The sequence below is a fragment of the Paraburkholderia youngii genome (assembly GCF_013366925.1).
Classification (GTDB): Bacteria; Pseudomonadota; Gammaproteobacteria; order Burkholderiales; family Burkholderiaceae; genus Paraburkholderia; species Paraburkholderia youngii.
Genome location: NZ_JAALDK010000001.1, coordinates 5330001 through 5347556, shown reverse-complemented (window position 1 = coordinate 5347556; position 17556 = coordinate 5330001). Strand labels below are relative to the sequence as shown.

Genomic DNA, 17556 nt, shown 5'->3' with positions numbered 1-17556 from the left:
GGCGCATGGACTTCACTTTCAACGACGAACAGCAGCAATTTGCCGATGCGCTGCGCCGCTATCTCGAGAAGAGCTACGGCTTCGAAGCGCGCCAGGCGATCGTGCGCTCGGAGGCGGGCATATCGGCCGATCATTGGGCAGCGTTCACCGAGTTGGGGCTGACCGCGTTGCCGGTGCCAGAAGCGCAGGGCGGCTTCAACGGCGGCCCGATCGACATGCTCGTGGTCATGCAGGAACTCGGTCGCGCGCTCGTCGTCGAGCCGTATTGGGCGACCGCGGTCGGCATCGAAGCACTGCGGCTCGCCGGCACCGGCGACGGCGAAGATGCCGCGCTGCTCGAACGGGCGGCCCAGGGCGAAGCCAAACTGGCCGTGGCGTTTCATGAGCCGCATGCCCGCTACGATCTGTTCGACCTCGCGACGACCGCGAGCGCGCAGGGCGTGCAGTACACGCTGAGCGGCAGCAAATCTGTCGTGCTGCACGGTGCGCAGGCGGACCACTGGATCGTGCCGGCGCGCCTCGATGGCGAGATCGCACTCTTCGTCGTCGCGCGCGACGCGACCGGCGTCACGCTTACCGAGTACCGCACCATCGACGGTCAACGCGCCGCAACCCTCGAACTCAACGGCACGCCCGCGCGCCGGCTCTCCGGCGAACATGCGGGGGCGGCAACGCTCGAGCAGATCGCCGACTACGGCACGCTGCTGCTGTGCGCGGAGGCGATCGGCGCGCTCGACGCGCTCAATCACGCCACCGTCGAATATACGAAAACGCGCCAGCAGTTCGGTCAGCCGATCGCGCGTTTCCAGGCGCTGCAGCACCGCATGGTCGAGATGCTGATCCACGCGGAGCAGGCGCGCTCGATCACGTATCTCGCAGCGATGCGCTACGCGAGTGAAGACACGAACGAGCGCCGTCGCGCGATCTCCGCGGCCAAGGTACGGGTCGGCCAGGCCGCGCGTTTCGTCGGTCAACAGTCGGTGCAGTTGCACGGCGGCATGGGTGTCACGAACGAAGTGGCGGCCGCGCACCTATTCAAGCGCCTCGCGATCATCGAGACCACGCTCGGCGACGTCGATCATCATCTCGCGCGGTTTGCCACGCTGCCCGGATTTGCGGTCGCCGAAGTCTGATCGGGCCGTTCCACCGAACCAAGGAGGTGCACTGATGAAAATCAGTTTCGAAGACATGGAAGTGGGCACGAGCCACGAAATCGGCAAGCACACGTTCACGCGCGAGGAGATCGTCGAGTTCGCGCGGAAGTTCGATCCGCAGCCGTTTCATCTAGACGAAGCCGCCGCAGCCGAATCGCCGTTTCGCGGGCTCGTAGCGAGTGGCTGGCACACGTGCTCGGTGATGATGGGCATGCTCGTGCGCAAGGTGCTGGCGGATTCGACGTCGATGGGTTCGCCCGGCATCGACGAGATTCGCTGGTTGAAGCCGGTGCGAGTCGGCGACACGATCACGATGATGAACGTCATCGTCGATAAGCGCGTGTCGCAGAGCAAGCCCGATCGCGGCATCGTGTCGACGCGCTGGGAGGGCATCAATCAGCACGGCGACACCGTGATCACGGTGCGCTCGAACGGCATGTTCGGCCTGCGCAATCCGGGAGCGGCGGCATGACGGCGAGCGCGGCGACGATCGCCGTTTTCGACAGTGCGGATGCTCTGCGCGCGCTCATCGGCGCGGAGCCGCTCGTCAGCGAATGGCTGAGCGTCGATCAGGACAGGGTCAACCGTTTCGCCGAGGCGACCGGCGATCATCAGTGGATTCACATCGATCCCGAGCGGGCCAAACGCGAATCGCCGTTTGGCGGGCCGATCGCGCATGGGTTTCTGACGCTGTCGCTGATTCCGGCTTTGCTCGGCAAGACGCTGAGAATCGAGCAGCGCATGGGCGTGAACTACGGCTTGAACCGCGTGCGTTTCATGTCGCCGGTACTCGTGGGGTCGTCGCTGCGTGGGAAGTTCGCCGTCGAATCGGTGACCGACGTAGACAACAACGGTGTCCAAGTCGCGTGGAACGTGACGCTGGAGCGTCAAGGCGGTGAACGACCGGTGTGCGTCGCGGAGTTCATCACCCGGCATTACTTCTAGCGCTCGCCCTTCGCAGGTGAACTGAAAAAGCGCGAGCCGGCAGGCATGCCGCTCGCGCTTTGTGTTTGTGTCCAGCCGCGTCAGCAAGACGGCGCGCAACTAGTGTTTCGCGTACTGCGTCGCGCCAAACAGAATCTCTTTCGCCTTGTCGTCCATCAGCGGCTCGCGCGCGGATGCGAGCACGTCGACGCCGCGCACGACCGCCGGCCGCGCGGCGATCTCTTCATGCCAGCGCTTCACGTTCGGCAACGAATCGAGATCGACGCCTTGATTGTTCCACGAACGGGTCCACGGAAACGCGGCGATGTCCGCGATCGTATAGTCGTTGCCCGCGAGGTAACGCGTCTTGCCGAGTTGCGTGTCCATCACGCCGTACAGGCGTCGCGCTTCGTTGGTGTAGCGATTGACCGCGTATTCGATCTGCTCGGGCGCATACACGCGGAAGTGATGCGTTTGGCCGAGCATCGGACCAAGCCCGCCCATCTGGAACATCAGCCATTGCAATGCCGCGTAGCGCCCGGCCGGGTCGGTCGGTAGAAACTTGCCGGTCTTCTCGGCCAGATAAATCAGGATCGCACCCGATTCGAATAGCGCGAACGGCCGTCCGTCGGCGGCTTCCGGACCTTCGGAATCGACCAGCGCGGGAATCTTGTTGTTGGGACTGATAGCGAGAAATTCGGGCTTGAACTGGTCACCGGCACCGATATTCACGGCATGCACGTTGTAGGGTAGGCCCGTCTCCTCGAGCATGATATGAACCTTGTGGCCATTCGGGGTCGCCCAGCTATAGACATCGATCATCCTGGCTCCTTGTTCGTCAAAGCGGCGCCGCAAAGAGGGCGCCGCCGTTGTCGAAAATTAGAGCATAGATCGCGCGATGCTGCTTGCAGTGACCTCAACGGCCGCACTCGCTTTGGGCCGAAGCACTCAAACCCGCGTGACCGGCATTTCCACGCGAGCCGCCGCACCCGCATCCATATGACGCGCGAGTTCGAGCTTGGCGATCGCGTTGCGGTGCACTTCATCGGGGCCGTCGGCGAAACGCAGCGTGCGCGCCGACGCATACGCATACGCGAGCGGGAAATCGTCGCTGACACCGCCGCCGCCGTGCGCCTGAATCGCCCAGTCGATCACCTGACACGCCATGTTCGGCGCGACCACCTTGATCATCGCGATCTCGCCGCGCGCGCCCTTGTTGCCGACGGTGTCCATCATATACGCGGTCTTCAACGTGAGCAGACGCGCCTGCTCGATCATGCAGCGCGCTTCGGCGAGACGCTCCTGCGTGACGCCTTGCGACGCAACCGGCTTGCCGAACGCGACACGTTGCAGCGAGCGCTTAGCCATCAGTTCGAGCGCGCGTTCGGCGAGACCGATCAGGCGCATGCAGTGATGGATGCGCCCCGGGCCGAGACGGCCTTGCGCGATTTCGAAGCCGCGGCCTTCGCCGAGCAGCAGGTTGGTGGCGGGCACGCGCACGTTGTCGAGCGTGATCTCCATGTGGCCGTGCGGCGCATCGTCGTAACCGAACACCGTGAGCGGACGATGCACGGTGATGCCGGTGGCGTCGGCGGGCACGAGGATCATCGACTGCTGCTGATGGCGCGGCGCGTCGGGATCGGTCTTGCCCATCACGATATAGATCGCGCAGCGCGGGTCGCCCGCACCCGACGACCACCACTTGTGGCCGTTGATCACGTAGTGGTCGCCATCGCGCACGATGCTGGTCTGGATATTCGTCGCATCCGACGACGCGACCTCCGGCTCCGTCATCAGAAACGCCGAACGGATCTGCCCTTGCAGCAGCGGTTCGAGCCACTCGCGCTTGTTGTCTTCGCTGCCGTAGCGCTCGATCGTCTCCATGTTGCCGGTGTCCGGCGCGTTGCAGTTGAACACTTCGGGCGCCCAGGGCACGCGGCCCATGATCTCGCACAGCGGCGCGTATTCGAGATTCGTCAGGCCGGCGCCGCGCTCCGATTGCGGTAGGAACAGATTCCACAGGCCGGCATCGCGCGCCTTCTGCTTCAGCTGTTCGATCAGTTCGGTGGGTACCCACGCGTTGCCGTTCTGGCGATTGCGCGCGATCTCCGCATAGAACGCCTGCTCGTTCGGGTAAATGTGCTCGTCGAAAAAGGGGAGCAGTTTTTCGCGCAACGCCTGGACCTTCGGGGTGTAATCGAAATTCATCTGGGACCTCGCGGGTAACGGACTGCGAATAATCGGAAGCAGGGCGAGCCCTCGTGCCTAGAGAACCTTCTGCGCGTAATGCCAGGCCAGTTCGGCCATCGGCTTCGCGCGCCGGCCGGCGTCGAGCGCCTGCGCGCTCGACGCGGTACCGTCGACGGCGCGCTTCATGATCCCTTGCAGGATCGCGGCGATGCGGAACATGTTGTAGGCCAGATAGAAATTCCAGTCGCCACGAATCTCGAGGCCAGTGCGTTGGCAATAACGCTCGACGTACCGCGCTTCATCGGGAATGCCGAGCGCGGCCCAATCGAGTCCCGCTATGCCGCGGAACTGTGCCGGGTCGACATGCCACGCCATGCAGTGATACGCGAAGTCGGCGAGCGGATCGCCGAGCGTCGACAGTTCCCAGTCGAGCACCGCGAGCACGCGCGGCTCGTTGCGATCGAAGATCAGGTTGTCGAGCCGGTAGTCGCCGTGCACGACCGACACGCGCTCGTTCGTTTCGGCCGGCATATGCTGCGGCAGCCAGTCGATCAGCCGATGCATCGCGTCGATCGGTTCGGTCTCGGATGCCAGATATTGCTTGCTCCAGCGGCCGATCTGGCGCGCGAAGTAATTGCCTGGCTTGCCGTAGTCGGCGAGGCCGGCGGCGGCGACGTCGACGCTGTGCAACGCCGCGATCACGCGATTCATTTCGTCATAAATTGCGGCGCGCTCGGTCGCCGTCATGCCGGGCAGCGATTGGTCCCACAGCACGCGGCCTTCGACGAACTCCATCACGTAGAACGCGCGGCCGATCACGCTTTCGTCCTCGCACAGTGCGAGCATCCGCGCGACCGGCACGTCGGTGCCGGCGAGCGCGTGCATCACGCGATATTCGCGTTCGATCGCATGCGCGGACGGCAGCAGCTTCGCGGCGGGGCCGGGCTTCGCGCGCATCACGTACGAGCGCTTTGGCGTGATCAGCTTGAACGTGGGATTGGATTGTCCGCCCGCGAATTGCTCGAGCGTGAGCGGTGCCGCGAAGCCGTCGACATGTCCTGCCAGCCACGCGGCGAGCGCGTCGTGGTCGAAACGTTGCCGGTCGTTGACCGGGCGGGTGCCCTCGAAAGCCGAGTAGTCCTGTCTGCCTGCGGGTTCGCCGGTCTGCGTGGCTTGCGCCATGTGTCTCCTCCAGTTCGGTGTCAGCTACGCTGGAATCGGATGAATTGTGCGTAGAGCATTTCCATCGTGGTGTTGCGAACGTCGCGATGCAACGGCGACGGCGGTGAATAGTTGAGCATGCGCAGCACCCAGTCGCGCGGCGCGGCGCCGACGTCGAGCGCATTGATGCAGCCGGTCGCCTGCGACAGATGACCGAAGAAGGTGCGGCCGCCCGCCGTCAGCGCGTGCGACAGGATCGCGCGATTGACGCCGCCGTGCAGCACCAGCAGCACGGTATCCCACGACGTGTCCTCGCGCAGCGCCGCGACGGCCGGCAGCACGCGATCGAACAGCTCGCCGATCGTTTCGCCATCGAGAAAGCGCATGCTCTCCGGCACGATGCCGTCGAACACGCCGAGAAACGCCGCCTCGATATCGCTCGGCGGAATGCTGCCGAGCCGCCCGCCGCGAATCTCCTGCAATGCGGGCTCGATCTCGGGTTCGACCTGCTGACCCGTTTCGACGAGCACGCGCCGCGCGGTTTCGATCGTGCGCGGCAAGCCGCTGACGATCACGCGGTCGAAGCGCACCTGCTGCTCGGCGAACACGCGGCCCGCCGCGCTCGCCTGCTCGCGGCCGTTCGCATTCAGCGGCACGGTTTCGGGATCGATCGCGCGGCCGGAGTCGTCGAAGTAGGTGACGTCGCCGTGACGCATCAGGAAGATGCGGCGCCGTTTCGGCAGTTGATAGTCGGGCATGTCGGGCGGCTCTCTCGTCGCTTATCTGTAAATCGGCGCGCGCTTTTCGAGGAACGCGCTGATGCCTTCGAGACCGTCGCGATGATGCAGCGACGCGACGAAGTTATCGCGCTCGGCGACCAGGTGATCCGCGAGCGGCTGCGTGCCGGCCGCGGCGATCAGCCCTTTGATGCGGGAGACCGAATTGGGCGAAATCGCGCCGAGCTCGTCGGCCCACGCGAGCGCGTTATCGAGCGCGGCGCCGGCTTTGGTGAGCCGGTTGACGACGCCGAGTTCGTGCAGACGCGCGGCGCCGATCGGTTTGGCTTCGATCAGTACCTCGTTGGCCAGTTGGCGCGGCAGCGACTGCGCGAGGAACCACGAGCCGCCGCCGTCGGGCGTCAAGCCGACGCGCGCGTACGACATCGCGAACTTGGCGTTGTCCGCCGCGACGATCAGATCGCAGGCGAGCGCGAGCGAAAATCCCGCGCCGGCCGCCGCGCCTTCCACCGCGGCAATGACCGGCTTCGACGACAGGCGCAGCGCCGAGATCCATTGCGCGAGCATGTCGATGCTATCGGCCTGCACGGACGGATCTTTCGCGCGATTTTCGAGCAGCCGGTTCAGGTTGCCGCCCGCGCAGAAGAAGTCGTCGGCGCCGGTGATCACGACGGCGCGAATCGACGGATCGCGCTCGACGGTATCGAATGCCTCGATGCCGGCCGCGTACATATCCGGATGCAGCGCATTGCGCGCACCGGGATTCGAGAGCGTGAGGACCAGCGTGGATTCGCTGCGGGCGGGGCGCGAAGCGAGCAGGGCGGCGCTCATGATTGGGTCTCCGTTTGAATGTCGGCGGCGTCTTGCTGGGTGAGCGAGAGGCCGAGTTGCGCGCGTCTTGCGAGCCACGGCGACGGCCGATAGCGCGGTTCGCCGAGCACGCTGTGCATGTTGCGCAGGATCGTGAGAATGGTGGCGGCGCCGAGCGCATCACCGAGCGCGAGCGGTCCGCGCGGATAGCCGAGACCGAGCATCACGGCAAGGTCGATGTCCTGCGGCGTCGCGATCTGCTTTTGCGCAATATCGCAGCCGATATTGACGATTGTCGCGACCACCCGCTGCGCGACGAAGCCGGTCGAATCGCGGATCACGGTGACGGGGATGCCGTCGGCGGCGAACAGCGCATGCGCGCTGTCGCGCGCGGCGCGTGTCGTGGCCGGCGTGGTCATCAGCGTGCGGCGTTGCGCGCCGACGAGCGGGAAGAGTGCGTCGACGGCGACGACGCGGCTCGCGTCGAGCGCTTCGTCGACCGCGGCGGTGGTCGCGTCGTGGCCGAATGGCGTGACGACGATCAGCGAACCGGCGGCGGGCGTCTCGCCCTCGTCGAGCTTCACGCCCGCTTTGCTGACCAGTTGCACGACGGCCTCATACGCGTCGCGATAGCGCCGGCTGACCCACACGCTTTGCGGCAGCGTGGCCGGCGCGGGTGCTTCGGCGGGAACCTGTTGTTTGCCGTCCACGTAGCGATAAAAACCTTCGCCGCTCTTGCGGCCGAGCAGTCCGCCCGACAGCCGCGTGCCCGTAATCGGCGACGGCGTGTAACGCGGTTCTTCGTAGAACTGGTGATAGATCGACTCCATCACCGGATGCGACACGTCGAGCGCGGTCAAGTCCAGCAGTTCGAATGGGCCGAGGCGAAAGCCGGCCTGCTCGCGCATGATGCGATCGATGTCCGCAAAGCTCGCGATACCTTCGCTCGCCACGCGCAAGCCCTCGGTATTCATGCCGCGGCCCGCGTGATTGACGATGAAGCCGGGCATGTCCTTCGCGCGCACCGGCGTGTGGCCCATACGGCGGGCGAGATCCATCAGCGCGTCGCCGGCCTCGGGGTCGCTGCGCAGGCCGTCGATCACTTCGACGACCTTCATGAGCGGCACCGGATTGAAGAAGTGATAGCCGACCACGCGTGACGGATCGGTGCAGCCCGCGGCAATCGCGGTGATCGACAGCGACGACGTATTCGACGCGAGGATGCAGCGGCCGCTGACCACGGTTTCGAGCTCGCGAAACAGTGCCTGCTTCACCTCGAGCTTTTCGACGATCGCCTCGACGATCAGATCGCAGCCGACCAGTTCGCTCACCGCCTGCACGCCGCTGACGTTGGCGAGCGCGGCGAGCGAGCGCGACTGCTCGAGCTTGCCTTTGGCCGTCAATTTGGCGAAAGTCTCCGCGAGATAGTCGCGCGCGGCGCCGACGGCGGCCGCGTTGGTGTCGTAGAGCCGCACACGCAGGCCAGCGAGCGCCGCGATCTGCGCGATCCCGCGGCCCATCGCGCCAGTGCCGACGATGCCGATGGTCTCGATGCTGAAATTGCGAGAGTTCATTGAGATGCCCGACTCCATGGTTATTTTAGAATAGCACGATCGTGCAGTTTCTTGGATGATTCGATGTAAAGCCGCTGCTTCGACCTCGACGCGCGGTCTCACACACCATGACCCAAGGAGACACCCGATGATCAAGCTGTGCGGTTTTGCACTTTCCAACTACTACAACAAGGTCAAGTTCGTGCTGCTCGAGCATCGCATCGAGTTCGAGGAGCACCTCGTGAAGCCGAGCCAGGACGAAGCGCTGCTCGAGCATTCGCCGCTCGGCAAGGTGCCATATCTGCAGACCGAGCACGGCGATCTGTGCGAGTCGCAGTGCATCGTCGAATACCTGGCTGCACGTTTTCCCGACAAGCGGATCTTCTCCGCCGATCCGTGGCAGGCCGCCAAGGAGCGCGAAATGATCTTCTTCGTCGATGTGCATCTCGAGTTGACGGTGCGCAATCTGTACAAGGAAGCGTTTTTCGGCGGCACGGTCAGCGACGCGACGAAAGGGCGCGTCGAGAAGCTGCTCACGCATCACATCGCCGGCTTCAAGCGGATCGCAAAGTTCGCACCGTATCTGTGCGGCGAGCAATTCAGCGTCGCGGATACCGCCGGTTACGTGAGCCTGCCGCTCGTCGGTATGGCGACACAGACCATTTACGGCCGCGATTTTCTGCTCGAAGCGGGGATCGACTGGAAGAGCTACGTGAAGACGATCAACGCGCGGCCGGCTGCGCAGCGCGTGACCGAGGATCGCAAGGCCTGTGTCGCGGCGTCGCGGGCGTCCTGAGGCGATGACGGCAGTGCGGTGAAGCGCGCATGGGTGTGAAGGGCACATCCGTGCCGCAAAGCGCGATGGCGAGGAACGCAGGTTCGTTCGTGGCATCGCGCAAGGCATCCTAGAGCCGCGTGAGCCGTTCGAGCGCGGTAGCGAGCGTGCCCTCCTGCTTGGCGAAGCAGAAGCGCACGACGCCCGACTCGTGAGCCTCGTGATAGAACGCCGAGACCGGAATCGCCGCGACGCCGATCTCGCCGGTCAGCCATTGCGCGAATTCGGCTTCAGGCAGGTCGCTGATCGCAGAATAGTCGACGCACTGAAAGTACGTGCCCGTGCACGGCAGCAAGCGGAAGCGCGAATTCGCGAGGCCCGCGCGGAAGAAATCGCGCTTGCGCTGATAGAACGCCGGTAGCTCCACATACGGCGCCGGGTCCAACATGTAATCCGCGAGGCCGATCTGCATCGGCGTGTTGACGGTGAACACGTTGAACTGGTGCACCTTGCGGAACTCGGCGCTCAGCGCGGCGGGCGCGGCCACATAGCCGACTTTCCAGCCGGTCACGTGGTAGGTCTTGCCGAAGCTCGACACGACGAAGCTGCGCTGCGCGAGTTCCGGGTAACGCGCGACGCTTTCATGCGGCGCGCCGTCGTAGACCATGTGCTCGTACACCTCGTCGGACAGGATCAGCACGTTGGTGCCGCGCACGATCTCCTCGAGCTTGCGCATATCCTGTTCGCGCCATACCGTGCCGGTCGGATTGTGCGGCGTGTTGATCATGATCAGCCGCGTCTTCGGCGTGATCGCGGCGGCGAGCTTGTCGAACGGGATTGCGTAGTCGGGTGCGTCGAGCGTGACGAAGACCGGCTTGCCGCCCGCCAGTTCGATCGACGGCAGATAGCTGTCGTAGGTCGGTTCGATCACGATCACTTCGTCGCCCGCATGGACCGTGCAAAGAATCGCGGTCAGCAACGCCTGCGTGGCGCCCGCGGTCACGGTGATTTCGCTGTTCGCGTCGTAGCGGCGGCCGTACAGATTCGCGATCTTGTCCGAAATCGCCTGACGCAGCGGCAGCACGCCGGCCATCGGCGGATATTGGTTGTGGCCCTCGCGCATCGCGTTCGCGACCGCGTCGACGATGCGCGGATCGCAGGCGAAGTCGGGAAAGCCCTGACCCAGGTTGACCGCGCCTTTTTCCGCGGCGAGCGCGCTCATCACGGTGAAAATCGTCGTGCCGACGTTCGGCAGGCGAGACGGAAACGTGGGGCTCGTGGGCGTGTCGTGCGGTGCGTTCATGGCTTCGTGGGTAGCGGGGCGATAAGGTGGGCCTGGTTTGTCCGGATTCTCGAACTGTGTTGCGATGGGCGAAGCCTGATTGTAGGGAATCGCGACACGCTGTGCGCGCCGCGGGCGTTACCTACGGGCGGCCGGCTTCACGCGCTGACGGCCTCGCCCCCAGCATTCTGCACGATGCCGACTTCCGCGGCGAACGGTGCCGGCGGGGCGATCCTGAAGCCGAAATCGCGCGCGATGCGTTTCGCGAGCTTCAACACCGCACGGTCTTTCGACACGAGCCAGTCGGCCCGTGCCGCATGCGCGAGCTCGAGAAACTTCTGGTCGTCGCGATCCTTGCATTGGGGCAGTGGCCGGGCGTGATCGGTGGACTCGGTCGGCTCGGATGGCGCAGGCGGCTCGAACAGTTGGGCCAGCCGCGCGACCACCGCGAGCGCAGCCGCTTTGTCGACGTTGCGATGCGCGAACTGTGGATAGTCGAGCACGTAGGCGAGCTCGGCGAGGCAACGCGCGTCGATTAGCGCGGTAAGCGCGCCGCTTTCGAGCGCGGCGGCGATCGGCCGCGTGTGCGGGTCGTCGAATACGAGAATATCGATCCACACATTGGAATCGAGTACGACGCGCAACGCGCCGCTTGAGGCGAGGGAACGGGGCATTCGTTACAATCGGGCTTTCGTCTTTGACCGCCAGGCACGGCGTGCCTGCAAGCCTCTATGATAATCGTTCTGTCGCCGGCGAAATCGCTCGACTACGACACCCCGCCGCACGTCAAAAAGCACACGATCCCCGATTTCGTCGATGACGCCGCTGAACTGATCAGCGGCCTGCGCCGTTTGTCGCCGCAACAGATCGCTTCGCTGATGAGTATTTCCGATCAGCTCGCGCACCTCAATTTTCAGCGTTACGCGGACTGGTCGCCGCAATTCGGCACGCACAACGCCAAGCAGGCGGTGCTCGCTTTCAACGGCGACGTGTACGAAGGTTTCGATGCGAAGTCGTTGTCGTCGGCCGATCTCGACTATGCGCAAAATCATGTGCGCGTTCTGTCTGGCCTCTATGGCCTGCTGCGTCCGCTGGATCTGCTGCAGCCGTACCGGCTCGAAATGGGCACGCGCTTCGTCAATCCGCGCGGCAAGGATCTATACGCGTTCTGGGGCGAGCGGATCACGCACGCGTTGAACGCGCAGTTGGAGAAGAATGCGGACACCTCGCGCGTGCTGGTCAATTGCGCGTCGGGCGAATACTTCAAATCGGTCAAGCCGAAGCTGCTCGACGCGCCGGTGGTCACGCCGGTGTTCGAAGACTGGAAGGGCGGCCGCTACAAGATCATCAGCTTCCATGCAAAACGCGCGCGGGGCTTGATGGCGCGCTTCGCGGTGGAAAACCGCCTCGATCGTCCCGAGCAACTGAAGGACTTCGACGCCGAAGGCTACGCGTTCAGCGCCGAAGCTTCGAACGACTCCACTTTCGTATTTCGCCGCCGCGTTGCGGAATGAGCAGGCCGCTGCGCTAAAAAAGCAGCGTGCAATCAGGAAGACTCTGATGACCTTATCGATTACGAGCAATTTCGACGCAGGCGCAATCGATGTGCTGTCCTGCGAGGACGCCGGCAATATTCGCCTGCGCGTGCGGCCCGACAGCCACGCCGAGTTCGCGCAGTGGTTCTATTTCCGCCTGTCGGGCGCGGCGGGCGAGCGCTGCGTGATGAGCTTCGAGAACGCCGCCGCGTGCGCGTTCGCGGAGGGCTGGCGCGACTATCGGGCAGTCGCGAGCTATGACCGCGTGAACTGGTTTCGCGTGCCGACCTCGTACGACGGCCGCGTGCTGACGATCGACCATACGCCCGATTTCGACAGCATCTATTACGCGTACTTCGAACCGTACAGCGAGGAGCGACATGCCGAGTTTCTCGGCGCCGTGCAGCAGATGCCGCACGCGTCGCTGACCGAGCTCGGCAAGACGGTCGAAGGGCGGCCGATTTCGCTGCTCACGCTCGGCACGCCGCCCGCGGACGATGCCGCCAACGCCGCGCCCAAAAAGAACATCTGGCTGATCGCTCGCCAGCATCCGGGCGAGACGATGGCCGAGTGGTTTATCGAAGGGTTGGTGAAGCGCCTCGTGGGCTGGGGAGACTGGGCGGGCGACCCGGTCGCGCGCAAGCTGTACGATCACGCGGTGTTTCACATCGTGCCGAACATGAATCCGGACGGCAGCGTGCGCGGCAATCTGCGCACCAACGCGGCCGGCGCGAACCTGAATCGCGAATGGATGGAGCCGGACGCCGCGCGCAGTCCCGAGGTGCTGGTGGTGCGCGACGCGATCCACGCGACAGGCTGCGACCTGTTCTTCGATATTCACGGCGACGAGGCTTTGCCGTATGTGTTCGTCGCGGGCTCCGAAATGCTGCCGGGCTTCACCGAGCGGCAGGGGCGCGAGCAGAAGGCGTTCATCGACGCGTTCAAGCACGCGAGTCCGGATTTTCAGGACAAGTATGGCTATGCGGCGAGCAAGTATCGCGAGGATGCGTTGAAGCTTGCGTCGAAGTACATTGGCAATGAATTCGGCTGTCTGTCGTTGACGTTGGAAATGCCGTTCAAGGACAACGTGAATCTGCCCGACGAACGCGTGGGCTGGAACGGTGAGCGCAGCGCGTCGCTTGGCGCCGCAATGTTGCAGGCGATTCTGCGTCACGTGGAGACGTTCGCCTGAATAGGCGGACGGCTGGACACAAAAAAGAGGCACGCACGGAAAAAGTGCGTGCCTCTTTTTTATTGGGGCGACTGATCGGACGCTGGCGCGGCTCGATCAGCGCCAGATGCGGTTAGCTCTTCTTCGAGCTCTTGTTTGCCGATTTGCTCGACGTCGTGCGCGACGATTGGCCCGAGCCTGACTTCGACGACTTCTTCGGCGTCTTGCCGCCGACCGCGTGCTTGCCTTTGCCGCTTTTGTGCTTGCCCGATCCCTCGCTGCGCGCGCGGTTCGGCGGTACCGGGTCGTTCCAGCTGAACGCGAGCATTTGCGATCCCACGTAGCCGCAGCGGAATTTCAGATCGGCGGGCTCGCCCGAGTTGTTCTGGCGCACACCGACGCCTTCGACGGTGACGATACTGTCCACCTTGACGCGCTGCTTGCCTTCGTCGAACGAGTCATTCCACGGCGTGACGGACGAGTGCGCGCTGTCGAACGAACTGGACGGAAATTCGACGTGGTCGAACGCGGTCGACGTGCTCGCGACGAAGTCGCCATGCGCGGCGCAGTCCGCGACGAGCGGATCCGCGTGCATTTCGGTGATAAATCTTTTGACGAGGTCGTTGTGCTGTTCGAGCTGATCAGCGAATGCGGGAGCCGCGCAGATGAGCGAGAGACTCGCTGCGCAGGCTGCCAACCGGCCGATCGCCCGCAGCAACCGGCTCGGTACATTGGTGCGATCCATCTAGTTCTTTAGACGCAAATGGGAGATGAGGCAAATAAGATGCCCCGCGCAAGGGTTGAGTTCAATCTTGCTGCAAATATTCTGTCTTGTCCTGATTGGCGTGCCCGGAAAGTCTCCAGCGACGAGGCGCTGATTGTCACAGATCCGCCGCACGCGACGCCAAAGCGCGCATTCTCAGGTGCGCGGGCCGCCCAGGCGATAGCGCCGCACGTCGTAGGTGGTAACCCACGCCGGACGATAGACCGCGATCAGCGCGGTCGCCATGCCGGTGAACCATGCTTCGCCGGTGGCGAGCAGCAGCACGCTGAGCGCGTAGCCGACCGGCACCACGGTCATCGAACCGCCGGACACCGCGACATGGAGGCCGAGCGCAGCCGCGGCGGTGAAGGACACGGCGATGGCGGGCGAAACGAAACCCTGGCCGAAGATGAACATGAAAAGGTTGCGCGGCAGCCACGCGGTGCAGATGCGCTGGAGCAAGGTCGACACGGCGACGGGCAGGGCGCCGTACACGAGGAACGTCAGCGCGATGCCTTGCCACGGCGCATCGAAGACGATGGCGGCGAGGCCCGTGACCAGCGCCATCGCGATCAGGGCGAGTCCCCAGTCGAATAGAGTGACGACGAGCGTGGCGCCGAGAAGGTGCATCACGGTGCCGTCGTCGAGCCAGGCGTTGCTCGCCCACAGCACCGACACCGCGACGATTATTGCGAGCCAGACATGCTGGAGCGTGCCGTCCTGAAGTCTTTTGAAAGGATTTTTCCACAGCGCGAGCGCGATCGCCATCGCGGTGGCAATCCAGCCACCGACAGCGACCCAGAACGGAAGCGGTGTGTAGAGGAAACCCATGAGTCTCATATTACTCGTTGGACGACAAAAGGTGTGAGCGGATTCCATGCCAGCCCGCCCTCGACGCTGCGCGCATGCCGCTGCGGACATGCGGATGTTCTAACCGTACGCGCGGCGCGACCCGCGTCATGCGGAGTCCGGCCTGACCGACTTCCGCGCGGGCTTGCCGTGTGGGGTTTCACCGTACGAAGTGGCGGGCTCCGCGGCCATCGGCAGCGCGCTGCTGGTGTCGCTGCCGGGCAACGGGTACTGGAAGCGCGCGCGTTGGCGTCGCCGGAGCGGAACCGGGCCAGGCTGCCCGCGTATGACCGGCTGCGCGCCGTGCTCGCCGTTGTTGCGCAGCACTTGCAAATGATTCGTGAGCCAGCCGTTGTAAAGCGCGACCGCGGCGGCGCGATTGGGTGCGCCGAGTTGCTGGAATATGCTCGTCAGGTGGATCTTGACCGTGCCTTCGCTAATGCCGAGCGTGCGGGCGATCATCTTGTTGGTGCTGCCCATGTGCACGCAGCGCATGATCTGCTCTTGCCGCGGCGACAGCCCGCTCGAGAGTTTGTTGCGGCGGGGCGGCGGACTTTCTTCATCGAACGTGCGGATCGTGGTGTCGGTCGGCAGCGGCGGATCGATCGCCAGCGCGCCGGGCGGCACGTAGTGACCGCCGAGCAGCACCATTTCCAATGCGCGCACGATCAGGCAGGGATCGGTGTCGCGTGGAACGACGCCGAGCACACCCTCGTCCATCAGCGCACGCACGAGCGCGGGCAAGGTCCCGTCGGTGAGCACGCTGATGCGCAGGTCGGGGAAGTGGCTGAGCAGCGCGCGAACTTGTGCAACCGACATCCAGTCCTCCCAGTCGATCACGACGAGATCCGGCCGATAACGCTTGAAAGGACGTTCGAGCAGACGCCATTCGTCGGCCTCGGTGAAGCGCGCCAGCCGGTCGATCTGCCGCAGCAAGGCTTTGAGTCCATCACGTCGTTCTGCATTTGAATTGAGAATCGCGAAGCGCATGCATGTCTCCAGATGTATCGGGCGAAATGGCGCGACGCATCTGTGGGATTCGTAAAGCTGACCCGAGCACGGCGATGCGTCACCGTGCCTATGATGACAAATTCCCTCCGTTTTGACGGCTGTCCAAAAGGCATAAGAAAAGCGGACATTCAACGAAAAAAGCCCCGTATAGACGGGGCTTTTTCGCGATAAGGTGGGGATGGGGACGCGGGATTAGTGGAAATGTGGTTGCGCGGGCTCGGCGTCCTCGGGCATTTCCGCGTGGACGATTTCGCCGAGCGGGTCCGCATACAGCGGCACGCCGCAGTCGTCGCAATATTCCGGCTCGAAGCGGCCCGCGTGGCGGCGCACATCCGTGATGCCGGTTTCCTTCAGCAGCGCGACGATTTCCTCCAGCGGCTCGTCCGAGCCGGTGACTTCTTCCGGCTCCTCGTCGATGCCCGCCTCGCCGTTTTCGCGGCCGTAGAGCGGCCACACGACACCGTAGATCACATCGTTGCTGCCCTTGCGCGTGAAGCCGACGCGGTACTCATCGATGCGCCGTTCACCGAAGCCGGCGACCACCGCGCGCAGATCCTGCGGCGCCGCGCCAATGGTGTCGAAAAGATAACGCACGGCGGTCCGCACAGTGTGCGGACGCACGCTTTCGTCGGCGTCGCGGCAGGCCGAGTAGTAAGCATCCGGCAGCAGACATTCGAATTCACAGCCCGGCAGCACGACCGATAGGTTCGCGCCGCCTTGCGTGGCCCATTGCTCGAGACATTGGCCGCGCTCGATCCGCGTGCCGTGCTCTTCTTCCTGCCACCGAAACGTCGCTTCGCCGACGGGCGCGGCGACTACGGCAAGCAGAAAGCGCGGGTCCGCCAGAATCGGCGAGGTCTCCGGCAGTTCGCCGAAATTGAGCTTCGCGTTGCCGCCGCTGACCGCGGCTTGCGCAAGTTGCTGGGCGATGCGCCAGGTTTCGACGTGATGGCGCGGCAACTGGTCGATGCTGTACAGGAACGGAGCCATTGCCACTCGCGTGTTCGCGGCGAGCACGTGCGCTTGCAGGTGTGCGCGCAGGGCGTCGGCGGCGTCGGACTTGAGCGGGCCGGACGGGATCACGTAGCGGGTCCAGGCGAGCACGGGAGCTGCGATCAGCAGCGCTTCGTAAGACACGCCTTCGTGTTCGATGACGAACGATTCGCTATGCGTTTCCGCCATGTCGGCCAGCGCGCCGTAGGCATCCGGATGGTTTTGCTGCAGATGGTCGAGCGCGGCGTCCAGCGTAGTCTGGTTGGCGTTGCGCACGACTTTGGCCAGCAGCGCGTCGAGCTTCGCTTCCCAGAAGCGATCTTCGGTACGGCTGCCCGACGCGAAAAGCGCGAGCGAGAGACCGACGAGCTTGTCGGCGTCGGGAGGGAGACGTTTGGCGATTCGCGAGCGCATAAATCCAGAAAAATTGGGGGCACGGAACCTTATATTCTAGTCTTTTCCAGGCAGCTATATGGCTTGGTCGGCAATCTTCGGGCAGATTCGAACTCTTTCATCTAAAAAAATGCGTTCGCCGCTGGCACGTCGCACGCGACTCGTAACGCCCTGGCCGGATGGGATACGACACGCCGGACGCCCGACTCGCTTCTATACTTACGGCGTTTAGCGGGCGCCTGACGGGCGTGTGTC

18 protein-coding genes are annotated in these 17556 nt (G+C 64.2%); 6 read left to right on the top strand and 12 right to left on the bottom strand.

The window, feature by feature from the left end:
• Positions 1-5: 5 nt before the first annotated feature.
• From G5S42_RS24400 to G5S42_RS24390, 3 genes are read left to right on the top strand one after another with little or no spacing between them, the layout of a single operon-like run.
• Positions 6-1133 carry an acyl-CoA dehydrogenase family protein gene (locus G5S42_RS24400; RefSeq protein WP_176109113.1) on the top strand — a complete coding sequence of 376 codons (1128 nt, stop codon included), beginning with the start codon at positions 6-8 and terminating at the stop codon, positions 1131-1133.
• A 34-nt stretch (positions 1134-1167) separates the two neighbouring features.
• On the top strand, positions 1168-1626 hold the full coding sequence (locus tag G5S42_RS24395; RefSeq protein WP_176109112.1) for a MaoC family dehydratase: 459 nt from the start codon (positions 1168-1170) through the stop codon (positions 1624-1626).
• Complete coding sequence (locus G5S42_RS24390; protein ID WP_176109111.1) at positions 1623-2099, top strand: MaoC family dehydratase; 477 nt, start codon at positions 1623-1625, stop codon at positions 2097-2099. The genes G5S42_RS24395 and G5S42_RS24390 overlap by 4 nt, the downstream gene beginning before the upstream one ends.
• A gap of 99 nt (positions 2100-2198) precedes the next feature.
• On the opposite strand, the gene G5S42_RS24385 is transcribed toward G5S42_RS24390, so the two are convergent.
• The 6 genes from G5S42_RS24385 to G5S42_RS24360 form a co-directional block, all read right to left on the bottom strand.
• Positions 2199-2900, bottom strand: coding sequence for a glutathione binding-like protein (locus tag G5S42_RS24385; protein ID WP_176109110.1), 702 nt, complete (start codon positions 2898-2900; stop codon positions 2199-2201).
• Positions 2901-3026: 126 nt separating this feature from the next.
• Complete coding sequence (locus G5S42_RS24380; protein WP_176109109.1) at positions 3027-4286, bottom strand: acyl-CoA dehydrogenase family protein; 1260 nt, start codon at positions 4284-4286, stop codon at positions 3027-3029.
• 57 nt (positions 4287-4343) lie between these two features.
• Entirely contained in the window at positions 4344-5450 is a 1107-nt protein-coding gene (locus G5S42_RS24375; protein ID WP_176109108.1) for a phosphotransferase, read from the bottom strand.
• Positions 5451-5470: 20 nt separating this feature from the next.
• Entirely contained in the window at positions 5471-6187 is a 717-nt protein-coding gene (locus tag G5S42_RS24370) for a histidine phosphatase family protein (protein ID WP_176109107.1), read from the bottom strand.
• Positions 6188-6208: 21 nt separating this feature from the next.
• Positions 6209-6997: an oxepin-CoA hydrolase, alternative type gene (locus tag G5S42_RS24365; protein WP_176109106.1), complete on the bottom strand. Its 789-nt coding sequence runs from the start codon at positions 6995-6997 to the stop codon at positions 6209-6211.
• Positions 6994-8550 (bottom strand): 3-hydroxyacyl-CoA dehydrogenase, encoded by a 1557-nt coding sequence (locus tag G5S42_RS24360; protein ID WP_176109105.1) that lies wholly within the window; start codon positions 8548-8550, stop codon positions 6994-6996. Before G5S42_RS24360 ends, G5S42_RS24365 begins: the two co-directional genes overlap by 4 nt.
• 127 nt (positions 8551-8677) lie before the next feature.
• Between G5S42_RS24360 and G5S42_RS24355 the strand changes: the two genes are divergently transcribed.
• The gene (locus tag G5S42_RS24355) at positions 8678-9325 is read left to right on the top strand and encodes a glutathione S-transferase family protein (RefSeq protein WP_176109104.1); all 648 of its coding nucleotides are present in this window, start codon (positions 8678-8680) and stop codon (positions 9323-9325) included.
• A 109-nt stretch (positions 9326-9434) separates the two neighbouring features.
• On the opposite strand, the gene G5S42_RS24350 is transcribed toward G5S42_RS24355, so the two are convergent.
• Together G5S42_RS24350 and G5S42_RS24345 are read right to left on the bottom strand one after the other, a co-directional pair.
• Positions 9435-10607 carry a pyridoxal phosphate-dependent aminotransferase gene (locus G5S42_RS24350; RefSeq protein WP_176109103.1) on the bottom strand — a complete coding sequence of 391 codons (1173 nt, stop codon included), beginning with the start codon at positions 10605-10607 and terminating at the stop codon, positions 9435-9437.
• Positions 10608-10744: 137 nt separating this feature from the next.
• Entirely contained in the window at positions 10745-11260 is a 516-nt protein-coding gene (locus G5S42_RS24345) for a putative toxin-antitoxin system toxin component, PIN family (RefSeq protein WP_176109102.1), read from the bottom strand.
• Positions 11261-11317: 57 nt separating this feature from the next.
• On the opposite strand from G5S42_RS24345, the gene yaaA reads away from it, so the two are divergent.
• Entirely contained in the window at positions 11318-12100 is a 783-nt protein-coding gene (gene yaaA / locus G5S42_RS24340; protein WP_176109101.1) for a peroxide stress protein YaaA, read from the top strand.
• Between the two features lie 46 nt (positions 12101-12146).
• Positions 12147-13313 (top strand): M14 family metallopeptidase, encoded by a 1167-nt coding sequence (locus G5S42_RS24335; protein ID WP_176109100.1) that lies wholly within the window; start codon positions 12147-12149, stop codon positions 13311-13313.
• Between the two features lie 112 nt (positions 13314-13425).
• On the opposite strand, the gene G5S42_RS24330 is transcribed toward G5S42_RS24335, so the two are convergent.
• From G5S42_RS24330 to G5S42_RS24315, 4 genes are all read right to left on the bottom strand, one after another.
• Positions 13426-14037: a BspC domain-containing protein gene (locus G5S42_RS24330; RefSeq protein WP_176109099.1), complete on the bottom strand. Its 612-nt coding sequence runs from the start codon at positions 14035-14037 to the stop codon at positions 13426-13428.
• A 174-nt stretch (positions 14038-14211) separates the two neighbouring features.
• Positions 14212-14886 (bottom strand): energy-coupling factor ABC transporter permease, encoded by a 675-nt coding sequence (locus G5S42_RS24325; RefSeq protein ID WP_176110621.1) that lies wholly within the window; start codon positions 14884-14886, stop codon positions 14212-14214.
• 126 nt (positions 14887-15012) lie between these two features.
• Positions 15013-15894: a response regulator transcription factor gene (locus tag G5S42_RS24320; RefSeq protein WP_176109098.1), complete on the bottom strand. Its 882-nt coding sequence runs from the start codon at positions 15892-15894 to the stop codon at positions 15013-15015.
• A 213-nt stretch (positions 15895-16107) separates the two neighbouring features.
• Positions 16108-17322: a DUF2863 family protein gene (locus G5S42_RS24315; protein ID WP_176109097.1), complete on the bottom strand. Its 1215-nt coding sequence runs from the start codon at positions 17320-17322 to the stop codon at positions 16108-16110.
• Positions 17323-17556 lie beyond the last annotated feature (234 nt).

What these genes read in the sequence shown, in the direction of transcription:
- G5S42_RS24395 (WP_176109112.1), top strand. Translation starts at nt 1,168, where the DNA reads ATGAAAATCAGTTTCGAAGACATGGAAGTGGGCACGAGCCACGAAATC.
- G5S42_RS24400 (WP_176109113.1), top strand. Translation starts at nt 6, where the DNA reads ATGGACTTCACTTTCAACGACGAACAGCAGCAATTTGCCGATGCGCTG.
- G5S42_RS24385 (WP_176109110.1), bottom strand. Translation starts at nt 2,900, where the DNA reads ATGATCGATGTCTATAGCTGGGCGACCCCGAATGGCCACAAGGTTCAT.
- G5S42_RS24370 (WP_176109107.1), bottom strand. Translation starts at nt 6,187, where the DNA reads ATGCCCGACTATCAACTGCCGAAACGGCGCCGCATCTTCCTGATGCGT.
- G5S42_RS24365 (WP_176109106.1), bottom strand. Translation starts at nt 6,997, where the DNA reads ATGAGCGCCGCCCTGCTCGCTTCGCGCCCCGCCCGCAGCGAATCCACG.
- G5S42_RS24320 (WP_176109098.1), bottom strand. Translation starts at nt 15,894, where the DNA reads ATGCGCTTCGCGATTCTCAATTCAAATGCAGAACGACGTGATGGACTC.
- G5S42_RS24325 (WP_176110621.1), bottom strand. Translation starts at nt 14,886, where the DNA reads ATGGGTTTCCTCTACACACCGCTTCCGTTCTGGGTCGCTGTCGGTGGC.
- G5S42_RS24350 (WP_176109103.1), bottom strand. Translation starts at nt 10,607, where the DNA reads ATGAACGCACCGCACGACACGCCCACGAGCCCCACGTTTCCGTCTCGC.
- G5S42_RS24335 (WP_176109100.1), top strand. Translation starts at nt 12,147, where the DNA reads ATGACCTTATCGATTACGAGCAATTTCGACGCAGGCGCAATCGATGTG.
- G5S42_RS24315 (WP_176109097.1), bottom strand. Translation starts at nt 17,322, where the DNA reads ATGCGCTCGCGAATCGCCAAACGTCTCCCTCCCGACGCCGACAAGCTC.
- G5S42_RS24360 (WP_176109105.1), bottom strand. Translation starts at nt 8,550, where the DNA reads ATGAACTCTCGCAATTTCAGCATCGAGACCATCGGCATCGTCGGCACT.
- G5S42_RS24355 (WP_176109104.1), top strand. Translation starts at nt 8,678, where the DNA reads ATGATCAAGCTGTGCGGTTTTGCACTTTCCAACTACTACAACAAGGTC.
- G5S42_RS24390 (WP_176109111.1), top strand. Translation starts at nt 1,623, where the DNA reads ATGACGGCGAGCGCGGCGACGATCGCCGTTTTCGACAGTGCGGATGCT.
- G5S42_RS24345 (WP_176109102.1), bottom strand. Translation starts at nt 11,260, where the DNA reads ATGCCCCGTTCCCTCGCCTCAAGCGGCGCGTTGCGCGTCGTACTCGAT.
- G5S42_RS24375 (WP_176109108.1), bottom strand. Translation starts at nt 5,450, where the DNA reads ATGGCGCAAGCCACGCAGACCGGCGAACCCGCAGGCAGACAGGACTAC.
- yaaA (WP_176109101.1), top strand. Translation starts at nt 11,318, where the DNA reads ATGATAATCGTTCTGTCGCCGGCGAAATCGCTCGACTACGACACCCCG.
- G5S42_RS24380 (WP_176109109.1), bottom strand. Translation starts at nt 4,286, where the DNA reads ATGAATTTCGATTACACCCCGAAGGTCCAGGCGTTGCGCGAAAAACTG.
- G5S42_RS24330 (WP_176109099.1), bottom strand. Translation starts at nt 14,037, where the DNA reads ATGGATCGCACCAATGTACCGAGCCGGTTGCTGCGGGCGATCGGCCGG.